Origin of the sequence: Variovorax palleresanus (assembly GCF_051144945.1) — a bacterium.
Classification (GTDB): domain Bacteria; phylum Pseudomonadota; class Gammaproteobacteria; order Burkholderiales; family Burkholderiaceae_C; genus Variovorax; species Variovorax paradoxus_S.
On sequence record NZ_JBJNVP010000002.1, the window covers coordinates 4,286,763 to 4,299,828 of the forward strand.

General features: G+C 63.6%; 15 protein-coding genes. All 15 read left to right on the plus strand.

What is annotated here, in order from left to right:
- Window positions 1–54 precede the first annotated feature (54 nt).
- The 15 genes from ACJ7Z0_RS23970 to ACJ7Z0_RS24040 are packed head-to-tail and all read left to right on the plus strand — an operon-like array spanning window position 55 to window position 13,065.
- Window positions 55–321 (plus strand): flagellar biosynthetic protein FliQ, encoded by a 267-nt coding sequence (locus ACJ7Z0_RS23970; protein WP_434791820.1) that lies wholly within the window; start codon window positions 55–57, stop codon window positions 319–321.
- Between the two features lie 13 nt (window positions 322–334).
- A complete protein-coding gene (locus tag ACJ7Z0_RS23975; protein WP_434791821.1) occupies window positions 335–1,174 on the plus strand; it encodes a flagellar biosynthetic protein FliR in 840 nt (279 codons plus the stop codon).
- Entirely contained in the window at window positions 1,174–2,277 is a 1,104-nt protein-coding gene (locus ACJ7Z0_RS23980) for an EscU/YscU/HrcU family type III secretion system export apparatus switch protein (RefSeq protein WP_434791822.1), read from the plus strand. The genes ACJ7Z0_RS23975 and ACJ7Z0_RS23980 overlap by 1 nt, the downstream gene beginning before the upstream one ends.
- Complete coding sequence (flhA, locus tag ACJ7Z0_RS23985) at window positions 2,274–4,361, plus strand: flagellar biosynthesis protein FlhA (RefSeq protein ID WP_434791823.1); 2,088 nt, start codon at window positions 2,274–2,276, stop codon at window positions 4,359–4,361. Before ACJ7Z0_RS23980 ends, flhA begins: the two co-directional genes overlap by 4 nt.
- A gap of 17 nt (window positions 4,362–4,378) precedes the next feature.
- On the plus strand, window positions 4,379–5,158 hold the full coding sequence (locus tag ACJ7Z0_RS23990; protein WP_434791824.1) for a flagellar hook-basal body protein: 780 nt from the start codon (window positions 4,379–4,381) through the stop codon (window positions 5,156–5,158).
- Window positions 5,159–5,200: 42 nt separating this feature from the next.
- Window positions 5,201–5,989 (plus strand): flagellar basal-body rod protein FlgG, encoded by a 789-nt coding sequence (gene flgG / locus ACJ7Z0_RS23995; RefSeq protein WP_434791825.1) that lies wholly within the window; start codon window positions 5,201–5,203, stop codon window positions 5,987–5,989.
- Window positions 5,973–7,028 (plus strand): flagellar basal body P-ring formation chaperone FlgA, encoded by a 1,056-nt coding sequence (gene flgA / locus ACJ7Z0_RS24000; protein ID WP_434791826.1) that lies wholly within the window; start codon window positions 5,973–5,975, stop codon window positions 7,026–7,028. Before flgG ends, flgA begins: the two co-directional genes overlap by 17 nt.
- On the plus strand, window positions 7,025–7,630 hold the full coding sequence (locus tag ACJ7Z0_RS24005; RefSeq protein ID WP_434791827.1) for a flagellar basal body L-ring protein FlgH: 606 nt from the start codon (window positions 7,025–7,027) through the stop codon (window positions 7,628–7,630). The genes flgA and ACJ7Z0_RS24005 overlap by 4 nt, the downstream gene beginning before the upstream one ends.
- Window positions 7,597–8,781: a flagellar basal body P-ring protein FlgI gene (locus tag ACJ7Z0_RS24010; protein WP_434791828.1), complete on the plus strand. Its 1,185-nt coding sequence runs from the start codon at window positions 7,597–7,599 to the stop codon at window positions 8,779–8,781. The genes ACJ7Z0_RS24005 and ACJ7Z0_RS24010 overlap by 34 nt, the downstream gene beginning before the upstream one ends.
- A 56-nt stretch (window positions 8,782–8,837) precedes the next feature.
- Window positions 8,838–9,221, plus strand: coding sequence for a flagellar basal body rod protein FlgB (locus ACJ7Z0_RS24015; RefSeq protein ID WP_434791829.1), 384 nt, complete (start codon window positions 8,838–8,840; stop codon window positions 9,219–9,221).
- A 2-nt stretch (window positions 9,222–9,223) separates the two neighbouring features.
- Window positions 9,224–9,685: a flagellar basal body rod protein FlgC gene (gene flgC, locus ACJ7Z0_RS24020; protein ID WP_434791830.1), complete on the plus strand. Its 462-nt coding sequence runs from the start codon at window positions 9,224–9,226 to the stop codon at window positions 9,683–9,685.
- Window positions 9,685–10,047, plus strand: coding sequence for a flagellar hook-basal body complex protein FliE (gene fliE, locus ACJ7Z0_RS24025; protein ID WP_434791831.1), 363 nt, complete (start codon window positions 9,685–9,687; stop codon window positions 10,045–10,047). The genes flgC and fliE overlap by 1 nt, the downstream gene beginning before the upstream one ends.
- Entirely contained in the window at window positions 10,044–11,549 is a 1,506-nt protein-coding gene (fliF, locus tag ACJ7Z0_RS24030) for a flagellar basal-body MS-ring/collar protein FliF (protein WP_434791832.1), read from the plus strand. The genes fliE and fliF overlap by 4 nt, the downstream gene beginning before the upstream one ends.
- Window positions 11,549–12,169, plus strand: a complete 621-nt coding sequence (locus tag ACJ7Z0_RS24035; protein ID WP_434791833.1) for a magnesium transporter — start codon at window positions 11,549–11,551, stop codon at window positions 12,167–12,169. Before fliF ends, ACJ7Z0_RS24035 begins: the two co-directional genes overlap by 1 nt.
- The gene (locus ACJ7Z0_RS24040) at window positions 12,166–13,065 is read left to right on the plus strand and encodes a FliH/SctL family protein (RefSeq protein WP_434791834.1); all 900 of its coding nucleotides are present in this window, start codon (window positions 12,166–12,168) and stop codon (window positions 13,063–13,065) included. The genes ACJ7Z0_RS24035 and ACJ7Z0_RS24040 overlap by 4 nt, the downstream gene beginning before the upstream one ends.
- Window position 13,066: the final 1 nt, after the last annotated feature.

Sequence of the window (13,066 nt, forward strand, 5' to 3'; positions counted from 1 at the left end):
TATCCATTGTTTTCAATGGTTTTCATACTAATACCAAAGAGTTATTGGAGGGATATGCACGCGGATTTGGCATTGAAGATGATGTCAGACCTGTTCTGGACGGGGCTGCTGGTCTGCCTTCCGCTGTTGGGGCTCACTATGCTCGTCGGCATCGTGATCAGCGTGCTGCAGGTCGTCACGCAGGTCCAGGAAATGTCACTGACGTTCGTTCCGAAGCTTGTGACTGCTGCCGCAGTGATGATCGTGGCGGGCCCCTGGATGCTTCGCAAGTTGACTCAGTTCACCGTCCAGCTCTGGGGCGGCATTCCCTCGATGTTCTGAGGCAAGGGCTCCCGTGAATGCTCTCCAGCTGCATGCAGCGCTTGCGTTGCCTGAGGTCGTGACGTCTGGAATCAGCACGTCCGGAATGGTTGTCGTCGGCTTGCTGGCGTTGCGCGTTGCCGCAACCTTTGCGATGACGCCTGTGCTCTATGCGGTGCCGCTGCCTGCATCGGTGCGAGTGCTGCTCGTCGTTGGACTCTCGGTGGCATTGGCGTCGGGTTTGGCCGTTCCGGCTGGCACAGCGATTGGGTGGGGCGCGTTGCTTTCTGCGGCGATGGCGGAGCTTGCGCTTGGAGCCGTGCTCGGTCTTGGCATTCTGCTGGCGTTTGGTGCCTTTGCCGTTGCAGGCCAGTTGCTTGATGTTCAGTTGGGCTTTGGCATTGCGCAAGTCATCGATCCGGTGACGCAGCGTCCCATTCCGGTGCTTACTTCGGCATTCAACTATCTCGCAGTACTGGTGTTCTTCCTTCTCAACGGGCATCACGCGCTGCTGCGCGGCATCAGCTATAGCGTGGAGCGCTTTCCTGTGGGCGCATCTTGGTCTGTCGGACATGCAGTTGCCCCGGTGCTGAAGCAGGCGGCGGGTCTCTTCAGCCTTGGTTTTGCGCTGGCGGCCCCGGTGGTGTTTTGCATATTGCTCGTGGAGTTCGCACTGGGCGTGGTTGGTCGCAATCTGCCGCAGATGAACATGTTCACCATGGGCATTCCGGTAAAGATCCTGGTCGGCCTGATCGCACTCTCATTCTGGTTTGCCGGCATCGGCCCTGTCATGACGCGCGCCTATGCCGGTATAGCGTCGACATGGGACGGCATCTTCGTCGCCGCGCCGGCACCGAGGGAGCAGAGGCGCTGATGGCAGAGCAGGACCTTGACCGCAACGAGGCGGCCACACCTTACAAGCTGCAGCGTGCACGCGAGCGTGGACAGGCCGCGAAAAGCACTGATGTCGTGGCTGCGCTCGTGTTCGGTGTGGCGGTGGTCTACCTGACCTGGCGCGGGTTTGGCGCTGTGGCGAGCCAGTTCCGATTCGACCAGGCGCTTCTGATCCACGCGGGCCGGATGGATCCCTCGGGCGTGGGCCTCTGGCCGCTGATCGAGCGTGCCTTGCGCTCCGCATTGACGCTTGCGGCGCCTTTCTTCGCGGCCATCATGCTGGCTGCGATCGTCGGCAACATGATGCAGACCGGCCCGATACTTTCGTTCGAGCCCGTGAAGATCGACTTCGACCGAATCAATCCGGTCAACGGCCTCAAGAAACTGTTTTCGATGCGCGTGCTGTTCGACACGGCTCGCGCCATCGTCAAGTTGAGCTTGCTGGCACTGGTCGCTTTTCTAGCGCTCAAGGCCCTGACAAGTCAGTTCTATGCGCTGGCCTCTCTTTCGGCCGTCGGCTATCTGCGCGCGCTGCTGGGCGATCTTGCGAGCGTCGGGCTGAAGATGGCCCTGGTGCTCACGCTCATTGCACTGCTGGATCTGATGTACACCCGGCGCGAGTTCGCAAAAAAAATGCGGATGAGCCAGCGTGAACTCAAGGACGAAGCCAAGCACCGCGAAGGCGATCCTCGCATCCGCGCCCGATTGCGTGAACTACGGCGGGAGACGCTGAAGCGAAGCCTTGCATTGCGCCAGACCCGAAACGCGGATGTGCTGATCACCAACCCCACCCATCTTGCAGTTGCGCTCAAGTACGAGCACGGCCGCATGGCGTCGCCTCAGTTGCTGGCGAAGGGAGCAGGGCACATGGCGGCCGCCATGCGCGAGATTGCCGCACGCCACCGCATTCCGGTGGTTCGTAATCCCGCGCTGGCTCGCCGCCTCTACAAGGAGCTGCCGGTGGATCACTCGGTACCCCCCGAACTCTACGCGCAGGTGGCACGCATCATCGTGTGGGTGTTTGCCATGCGCGAACAGCGGCATGGCCGAGGTGCGGCCTCGGCTGCAGAGGGCCGGGCATGAACTCGCTTGGACGCGTCCTTGGCAAGCACAGCGACATAGCGCTGGTTGTGCTGGTGCTCGGCGTGCTGGTGGTTCTCTTTGCGCCCATTCCCAGCGGCTTGCTCGATTTTCTGATCCTGAGCAATTTCGGCTTCGCATTCCTTGTTCTGCTGTTGACCTTCTACATGGCGCGGCCGGTCGAGTTCTCGACCTTCCCTTCGCTGCTCCTGATCGCGACCCTGTTCCGGCTGTCGCTCAACGTGGCCGCCACGCGTCTCATCCTTTCCGACGGGGATGCGGGCCGGGTGATCGGCGCCATCGGTGCATTCGTGGTCGGCGGCAACTATGTCATCGGCTTGATCGTGTTCCTGATTCTCATCGTGGTGCAGTACGTGGTGGTGACCAGCGGCGCGCAACGGGTTTCCGAGGTTGCGGCGCGTTTCACGCTGGACAGCATGCCGGGCCAGCAGATGAGCATCGACGCCGATCTCAACATGGGCTTCATCGATCAGGCCGAGGCTCAGCGAAGGCGCAAGAACATCGAGAAGGAAGCCGGCTTCTACGGTGCAATGGATGGGGCGAGCAAGTTCGTCAAGGGCGATGCGATCGCCGGCATCATCATCCTGTTGATCAACATCATCGGCGGGCTGGTGATTGGTGTCATGCAGCACGGCATGCCGTGGGGCCAGGCGCTGCAGACCTACACCTTGCTGACCATCGGCGACGGCATCGTCACCCAGGTGCCCGCGCTTGTGATCGCCGTGGGCACCGGCATCATCGTGACGCGCTCTTCCTCCGACGTCAATCTGAGCCGCGAAGCACTGCGGCAGGTGAGTTCGTTTCCAAAGACGTTGCTTCTCGTTGCGATGGCTCTTGGAGGATTGCTCTTGCTGCCCGGCATTCCGGTGTTGCCGACGCTTGTTCTCGCCATGTTCTTTCTGCTGGCTGCAACGATGCTCTACCGGGCCGCCAAGGCAAAGGACTCGAATGCCGCTTCGGCCTCGCCTGATGGCGCAGAAGGTTCGCAGCAAGCTGCCGATGGCTCGTTGACGCAGGCGAGCGACGATGCCTACGCGCAGCTGCAGGTCGAGCCCATCGAAGTCCATCTGGGAAGCAACTGGGTCCCGGTGGTCAACCAGCCGGGCAGCGTATTCATGGAGCGGGTTGCCGCCTTTCGCAAGCAGCATGCGCAGGAGTTCGGCCTGGTGCTGCCGCGCGTCCGTTTCAAGGACTCCGCGCGTCTGTCCGCCGATCGGTACGAAATACATCTGGACGGCGTCATCGTGGGCAAGGGCGAGGCACGTGCGGACCGGCTCCTTGCAATTCATCCAGCGGGCGACACGAAATCGGTGCCTGGCGAGCCCACGCGCGATCCGACCTATGGACTGCCGGCGTTGTGGATCGAAGAAAGCCAGCGCAGTGCTGCGAGCCAGGCTAGGTACACGCTGGTGGATGCGCCCACGGTGTTCATGACGCATCTCACCGAAATGCTTCGTCGCGAATCGGCGGCGCTGCTGACGCGCGCCGAAGTCGACAGATTGCTTGCCCGCGTACGGCAGAGCCAGCCCGGTCTCGTTGAAGAGCTGATCCCGACCGTTCTTTCCTCCAGCGACGTACAGAAGGTGCTGCAAAACCTGTTGCGGGAGAAAGTTTCCATCCGCCATATCGAAGCCATTCTGGAGACCCTTGCCGACGCCGGCCGCACCACCCGCGATGCCAACCAGCTCACGGAGATCGTGCGCCAGCGGCTTGGTCATGCCATCTGCCAAGGGTTGCTGGGCGACTCGACCTCGCTGCAGGTGCTCACGCTGGACCCAGCGGTCGAAAGCCAGTTCCTGCAAAGCATTCACGCGGCCACTGAGGCGGGCGGGGCGCAGCCTTTCGCCCTGGACCCGCGCATGTCCGAGCAGCTGATGAAGCGGTTGATCCAGCAGGCCGAAAGAATGATGAAGAGCAATCTTCTTCCGGTACTTCTGTGCGCGCCAGAACTGCGCCGCCATGTGCGAGCGCTGTCGGAGCGCGTGATGCCGCACCTGCGGGTGCTGTCGATGGCCGAGGTTCCTCACACCATCGAGCTGAAGTCCTTCAGCATCGTCCAACTTTGAGACACAAGAAAGCACCCATGAGCGACGTACTCGCCATCAGTTTGAACAGCATGCAGCAGGATATGGCGCGCCTGGAGCGCATCAGCATGAACATGGCCAATGCCACCACGCCCGGCTACAAGCGCGAGGTCGCTAGCTCGCTGCCGGCGGGCGCGGGGGCGTTTTCGGACGCGTTACGCGATGCCCGGGCGAGAGCCTTGAGCGGTAGGGCGGCAGGTTCTGCGGCAGCGGGCACGTTGCTCGTTCAGACCGATGCCAGACCGGGTAGCCTCAAGTCGACTGGCCAGAGCCTCGACGTGGCTTTGACCGCAGCTGGGTTCTTCGAGGTTTCGACCGATTCTGGCTTGGCCTACACGCGGCAAGGCAGCTGGCAGCTCGATGCACGCGGGCGCCTTGTCACCGCGCAGGGCCATCCTGTCATGGGCGTGGGCGGCGAGATCGTGTTGACACGGCCCAACCCCGTTATCGATGCGAGCGGCCAGGTGTTCGAGAGCAGGCTCGGTGGTGGAGCGGAGCCAACGCCGGTCGGCCAGCTCAAGGTGGTTCGTTTCGAGAACACCAATGACTTCCAGCGCATGGGCGACGGACTGATGCGCACGGAGCAGCAGCCCGCGCAAGTGGCAGAGGCCGATGTCCAGCTTCGCCAGGGGTTCGTTGAGAACTCCAACGTGAGCTCCATGCAGGAAATGGCACAGCTGATCCAGTCGATGCGGCATTTCGAATCGATGCAGCGGGTTGCGCTGGGTTACGACGAAATGATCGGTGGGGCGGTACGCAAGCTCGGCGAACTTTCGTAAGAGCTGCCGCCAGCCATCTTCAATCTTCAACGGAATACAACCATGTTCGATGCCCTCTACATCAGTGCCACCGGGATGCAGGCCCAGCAACTCAACGTCGACACCATTGCCAACAACCTGGCCAACGTCAACACCACGGGGTTCAAGAAGAGCAAGGTCGGGTTTTCCGACCTGATGGTTCGTGAGGCTGGCCGCCTCGCGCAGACGCAAGAAGAGGCTGGCATCCTGGGGGCCGAGAGTCGCCTGGGAGCGGGTGTCGGGATCGCATCGGTATCGAAGCTCTTCGACATGGGCGATCTGAAGAAGACGGAGTCGGCGTTCGATATTGCCATTCGGGGCGAAGGCTTTCTGGAAGTGACCATGCCCGATGGGTCGAGCGCGTACACGCGCGGCGGCACTTTCAAGGTTAACCGCGATGGGCTGCTTGCAACTTCCGGCGGGTTTCCACTGAAGTCCAATCTCGCCATCCCGGACAACGCCCAGAACCTGCAGATCGACGGCGATGGCCGTGTGCGTGTGCAGGTGGGTGGGCAGAGCACCCCGGTCGAGGTCGGTCAACTCGATCTCGTGCGCTTTACCAGCCCGTCAGCATTGCTGCCCCAGGGCGACAACCTCTACCGATCGAGCACGGGCTCGGGAGAAGCGATTGCCGGAAAGGCTTCGGAAGATGGCATGGGCAGCTTTGCGCAAGGGTTTCTCGAAGGCTCGAATGTCAAGCTGACAGAGGAAATGGTCAACCTGATGGTGGCGCAACGCGTGTATGAGGCCAACGTGAAGGTCATGCAGGCGTCGGACGAGATGTTGGGAATGATCAATGGCCTTCGCAAGTAGTTTGTCCGTGCGCATCGCCTCGATCCTGGGATTTGCGGCCATGTCGACGCTGGCCTTCGCCGGAACCTCGCCCGACAGAGGCACCGGGTTGACGAGTGGTCCTTCGGTCTCCATCGAGCTGCGGCCATTGGTCCGGGTCGAACGCTCCAGTGTGCGGCTGGGCGACATCGCGTTTCTTACGGCGCGCGACTTGTCGACGCTGCGTCGCTTGATGGCTCTGCCCATCGGGACGGCCCCTCGGCCGGGATCACCGGTCAGCCTCGATCGTGACACCATTGCGCGCTGGGTCGAGGCCCGAAGCGGCCTGCAGTTCGTGGATGGCGACCCCGGCATCCTTTGGGGCGGTGCGAGCGAGACTTCCATCGAAACTGCGGCTCAGGAAGTGCCTGGCGAAACTGTTGTCGAGGCGGCGCGCTCTGCGCTGCTGGGCTGGCTGTCGCAGCGTAGCGTGCGAGCCGAAGTGCAGGCGGTGTCTTCGGCCCGCGATCTGATTCTGCCCGCGGGTGTGCCTGTGCTGCGCGTGCGGCCCCTTGCAAGTCAGTCGCAGCCTTCCAGGCGCATGATGGTGTGGGTCGATGCCTGGGTAGATGACCGTTTTGTGCGCACGACGGCCGTGACCTTCGAAGTCAATGCCTGGACGCCACTTTCGGTCGCTACGGCAAGCATAAGTAGCGGCTCTCAGGTCGATGCAGTTTTGCTGCGGGGAGCCACCGAGTCGCGCGAAGTCGACCTCACGAGCGTCAAGCAGGGAATGCCGGTGTCTGCCGGCGCCGAACTCGACGCGGGCCGGCAGCGTTTGCGCAAGCCGCTGAAATCCGGCGAAGTGCTCACCGATGCCCATCTTGAATCAGCGCCTGCGGTAGTGCGTGGGAACTGGGCGCATCTTCAAGCCCGCAGCGGTGACGTATCGGTCGAGAGCCGCGTCCAAGTGCTGCAGGACGGTCGCACCGGCCAACTTGTTCGCGTGAAGGTTCCTGGATCGAGCGGCGAGGTGATCGCCCGAGTCACCGGCCCCGGACAGGTCGAGGTGCAACCATGACGGGCAGTCCGCTCCAGTTCTCGCGCGCCGTCTTAGTCGCGCTGGTTTCCGGCACGGCGTTGCTTTGCGCAGCGCCAGCTGTCGCCGAAAGCCTCTTCCAGGAAAACAGCTTCCGACCGCTGACGGCGGACAACAAGGCGTTTCGGGTGGGCGATTCGCTCACTGTCCAGGTGTTCGAGAACTCGTCTGCCACGACCAGCGCCAACACCGGCACGCGGCGCGCCAACGACATCAGCGGCTCGGTCACTCAGACGGGCAATCGGGTCGTGGGGCAGCTGGGCATCGGCGTGACCGGTGAATTCGACGGCGGTGGGCGCACCCAGCGCGCCAACAAGCTGCTGGCGACGCTGACCGTGACTGTCAAGGAGGTGCTGGCGAACAACGAGCTGCGCGTTGCCGGCGAGCAATTGCTCACGGTGAACGACGAACTGCAAAAGGTCAATCTGGAAGGCCGTGTGCGTCCTCAGGACATTTCCGACGGAAACGTCGTGCTCTCCACGAGACTCGCCGACGCCCGCATCACCTACGTGGGCGAGGGCGATGTGGCCGACCGCGCACGCCGCAGCGCATGGCGGCGGATCTTCGACTGGCTGGGATTGTGATGACCCCGATGACTTCTTTGGCGCTGATCCGCCTGCTTCGCTGCGCGCTGGTGGTTGTTCTGCTCGGCGCTGGCTGGCCGGTGGTTCATGCGGCGTCCTCCGACGTTGTTCGCGTCAAGGATCTCGGCAAGCTCAAGGGCTGGCGAGACAACGCTCTTTTCGGTACCGGCATCGTGACCGGCCTTGCCGGAACGGGCGACTCGCCTTCGAACCGCACGACGCGCCAATCTCTGGCCAACGTGCTGTCGCAGTTCAACCTGACGATCGCACCGGAGGCCGTGCAAAGCCGAAACGTCGCTGTGGTGATGGTGAGCGCCGCATTGCCGACCTTTGCCCGAGAGGGGGACACGCTCGACGTTACCGTGAGCTCCGCCGGGGACGCGCGCAGCCTGGTGGGCGGCACCCTGTTGATCACGGCGCTTAAGGGCGCCAACGGTCGTGTTTATGCCCTGGCCCAGGGCGGCCTTTCGGTGGGGGGGTACCGCTACGACGCCAACGGCAACGTGGTTCAGAAGAACCATCCCACGGCCGGCTCGATCCCCAACGGTGCCACGGTGGAAGTCGGCCTGAACGCCGAGATGCTCGATGAACGGCAGAGCGTGACCTTCGTCTTGTCCGAGCCCGACTACACCACTGCGAGCCGGGTTGCTGCGGCCATCAACACCCAGCTGGGCAGCGGCATGGCGAAGGCTCGCGATGCTTCGGGCATCGAGATTGCGGTGTCGCCGGCGCAGCGTGATGAACTGGTCAGCCTGTTCACCCGCATCGAGAACGTGACCGTCGAACCCGATCGGCGGGCCAAGGTGGTGATCAACGAACGCACCGGCACTGTGGTTTCGGGCGGCGATGTGCGGATATCGAAGGTGGCCATTTCGCACGGCGACATCAAGATCGCGATATCGAGCCAGAACACGGCTTCGCAGCCCTTCAATATCTGGAATGGCGGGCCGGACATCCGAACGGCCATCGTCACCAATACGCGCGTCGACGTCGACGAATCGAACGGGACCGGTTTCGTGACCGGAAGCAACACCGTCTCCGATCTCGTGCAGTCGCTTGCCCGCCTGAAGACCAGCACGCGCGACGTCATTTCCATCCTGCGTGCCGTCAAGGCCGCGGGCGCATTGCACGGCGAACTCGTCGTGCAATGAGCCTCGGCGCTGCATCGCTTTTACTACCCCATTCATCAAGCATCCGGAGACGAGGCATGACAGACGGAATCGAAGCCGTGACCCGATCGGCGCTGGCAATGGCGCTGGACGCCGCAAGCCTGCGCCAGCAGGCGATCGCGACCAATATCGCGAATGCAAATGCCGTTGGCTACGTGCCGCAGCGCGTGAGTTTCGAAGACCAACTCGCCGATGCACGACGGGGCCTGGCGCAATCCGGCCGGCTCGACGCATTCGCGTTGAGCCAGGTTAGCCCGCGCATCGAGCCGGCCGCGGACAACCTGGGCGCCCCGGCGCAGGTGCAGCTCGACGCCGAAGCTGCGGACATGGCACGCAACGCCGTGCACTACCAGGCACTGGTCAAAGGCCTTTCGCGCCACTTTGCAATTCTTTCAATGGCTGCCGGCGACGGCAGGAGATAGCCATGGACTACACCCAATCCTTTGCCATCAGCGCCATCGGCATGAACATCGAGCGCGCCCGCGTCGATGTCGCAGCGCTCAACCTGGCCAACGCCAACACCGTGCAAGGCGTTGGCGGCACCAGCTATCAACCGCTCCGCGTGGTTGCCGAAGCTCAGGCCCCAGGGAGCGAGAACGCTGCTGCATTCAGCGCGCTCGTCAGCCAGGGGCTGGACGCGGCGGATACTCCGCAGGGGAGCCCGCTCGTGCGCATCGTGCCGACGAACGCGCCGCCGAGGCTCGTCTACGAACCCGGGCATCCGCTGGCCAACGATCGCGGATACGTCTCGTACGCAGCCGTCGATACGGCCACCGAAATGGTCAGCATGATGAGTGCGACGCGCGCCTACGAGGCGAACGTTTCGGCTATGAACACCACGCGCGTGCTGGCGCTCAGGGCGCTCGATATCGGGAGCAACGCGTGATGGCCTTCTTGCCCATCGAGGCCTTGTCCTCATTGTCGACGCAGGCGCAATCCCTGGCGGTGGCGGCCCAATCGCAATCGCTCTCGGGCGCCGTGCCGGGCACATTGCCAAGTGCCTTGACCCCCGCAGGGGCATCCGTCGCAGGCTCGTTCGGGCAGATGGTGTCCGACGGCATCTCGCAAGTGAATAGCAAGCTCATCTCGAATCAGGTCGACCTCCAGAAGCTTGCGCTCGGTGATACGCAGAACCTGCACCAACTGATGATCAATCTCGAGGAAAGCCGCGTTTCCTTCCAGATGATGATGCAGGTGCGCAGCCGCTTGCTTGAAGCCTACCAAGACATCATGAAGATGCCGATATGAACTTCTGGCAAGGATTGACGCAGCGCGCGCGCATCGGCCTGGTCGGGGGAGTACTGGCCATTCTGCTGGCCATGTCGGCCGCGGCATGGTGGGTATTCCATACTGAGTACCAAGTCCTATTTGCGGACCTGAAGCCTCAGGACGCGCAGGCAATGACCACGGAACTCGATCGGCTCAAGATTCCCTACCGCCTGGGCGACAGTGGTACGTCCATCCTGGTGGACAAGACCACCGTGCATGCCACCCGCATCAAGCTGATGGGCAAGGAGCTTCCGTTGCAAGGCACGGTCGGCCTCGAGTTGTTCAACAACACCGATTTCGGGATGACCGAATTTGCGCAGAAGATCAACTATCAGCGCGCGCTGCAGGGAGAACTCACTCGCACGATCCAGTCTCTCTCACAGGTGCGCGAGGTGCGCGTGCTGCTGGCCTTGCCCGAGCAGGGCTTGTTCAAGCAGGCGACTTCGAAGGCCAAGGCGTCGATCACGCTGACGTTGCGCCAAGGGCAGACGCTGCGGCCCGAGCAGGTGACCGGCGTGCAGCGCCTCGTTGCAGCTGCCGTGCCGGGCATGGCCACGCAGGACGTGACAATTGTCGACAGCCATGGCGTCGCGCTTACGCGAGCGGAAGGCGGCAGCGGTGACCTCGAAATGAGCAGCGCGCGGCTCGATCTGAAGCGCGACACCGAGGCATACCTGTCGCGCAAGGTCGCAGCCGTGCTCGATCGCAGCTTCGGCGTCGGACAGGCACTCGCGAGCGTCGATGTGACGCTGAACATGGACCAGATCCGCACCACCACGGAAGACGTGCTGCCTGCAGCATCGCGCTCGGGCCTGCAGTCGACCGGGGTCGTGGTACGCGAGCGGGAAGTGCTGCGTGATACTGGCGCGGTGCTAGATGCCAGGGCGGGCGACGCTGGCGGGCCGCGCAGCGGCAGCGCGCAGCGGGACATCGAATATGCGGTAGGCCGCCGTGTCGAGCAGGTGGTCAGCCAGCCAGGGTCGATTCGGCGCGTCCAGGTGGTTGCAGTGGTGCGCAAGATGCTGGACTCGGGGCAGGAAGATCAACTGCGAAAGGTGATTGCCGCCGCGGTCGGGGCGTCGATCGAACGCGGAGACACGGTCATCGTGCAATCCCTCGCTGGCGGCGCCATCCTGGCGCCTGATGCCGCCGTCGGCGCAGCGGCCGGATCGCGCGCAGCCCTGGCGCCCGATGAGGCCAGCGAAGCGCCGGTTTCAGCGAATTCCCTGGAAAAGTCCAGTCCAACGCCATTGCAGTGGTTGCTGGGCGGCGCATTGATTGCAATGCTGGCCGTGTGGCTGCTTCGAACCGGACGACGCGGTGCGGCTGTGCGTGAAACGGCTCAAGGAGCGGCTTCTCTTTCGGAGGCCGAGCGCGCGGCGGCGTTGCGCCGCGTGCGCGATTGGATGCGTGAACCGGTCTCCGCACCAGCTGGAACCCCCTCGGCATCCAGCTCGGCCGGAGCGAGGAGGCCCCATTGATGATGTCCCGGCATGGTTCGTCGCTGAACGGGGAAGAGGGCACGGGTTTGTCTGAAACCGGCGGTGCGCGTCATGCGGCACTGCTGCTGCACGCCATGGCGCCCGCCGATCGGGCCTGGATGCTCGATGCCTTGGACCCCTCGGAGCGAGAAGGCCTCCTGAGGCTTCTGGCGGAACTGGAGGCCCTGGGCATGGAGCGGGATGCCACGCTGATCGCCGAGGCCACGGCGAGTGCGTCGCAGCCGCCACCGTTGCCGGACGAGGCGATACTTCTGGCACTCGACGGATCGCAGTTGCATGAGTTGGTTCAGTGCTTGCGCGCCGAGTCCGCTGGTCTGATCGCACGCTGGCTGCATCTGGCCGACTGGCCGTGGCGGGAGGAATTGCTGGCCGCGTTGGAGCCGGCGCAGCGGCGACGCGTCGATGCCGCCTTGTCGGCAATGAGTGCCGAAGATTCGACGCCGCCAGCCATGCGCGCTGCCTTGATCGAAGCGGTAGCAACCCAAGTTTGCAGGCCAGTCGCCGCGCGCGAGCATTCAGGAAAGCCGTGGCGAAAGCTGAAGCCTTCGTTCGATCGGCTGTTCCGCGGCCGCTGGGCGCATTGGAGGGCCGGCACGTGACCGAGAAGATGCCGCAGCCGGCTTCGGCCAGAGAGCCTATTTCCGGCGCGCCTGCGCGCCCGAGCGTGGTGTTGCGCGACGTCGTCATGCAGGGGCACGTCGCATTGACGCGGCCCCGCAGCCGCGGACCGAACGTGCAGCCGTTGCAGGCACGGACTCAAGCGACGAATCTGGTGCCGGTCCGGCCGGGGCGCAAACCGGAAGAGGAAGGCGCGACCGTTGCAGCCAGTGCATTCGTCCGGGCCAACGTCCCCGCGGCGACGGCTCAACCCGACGAGGAAGCCCGGCGAGGCTATGAAGAAGGCCTTGCCAAGGGCATCGCCGAGGGACGTGCCCGCAGCGCGGAAGAGGCTCGGCAGCTGGCCGTGCAGACGGCCGAAAAGGCAGAGCGGGAACTGCGTGAGCACGCCGATCGCCTGGCGCAGGAACTGAAGCAGCAAGCCCAGTCGGCCTACCAGGCACGTGTTCAAACGCTGGACAACCTGATCGCCGCGGCACCGCCGCAGATCGAGTCGCGTTTGGCTGCTGCGCAAGAAGACATGCTGGCGCTCTGCTTCGAGGTCGTCTGCCGGATACTGGGCGAACGCGCCGCAATGCCCGAAGCGGTGCAGGCGCACCTGGAGTACGCTGTCAACGGTCTGCGCAGCCGCCGGCTGGTGGCGGTGCATCTGCACCCTGACGATCTCGCGGCGCTTCAGAAAGCGCAGAGCGATGTGCCGTCTGCCCGCTGGGGCGGAGAGGATGTGCAATGGATCGCAAGCCCGGACATCGCGCTGGGCGGATGCGTGCTGCAGTCGCCCGAAGGCGGACTCGATGCCAGGTTCGAAACTCAGCTCAATGCGCTGCGGGACCTGCTGCTTCAATCGCGCGCGTCCCTGCGTTCGCGGAACTCTTGAG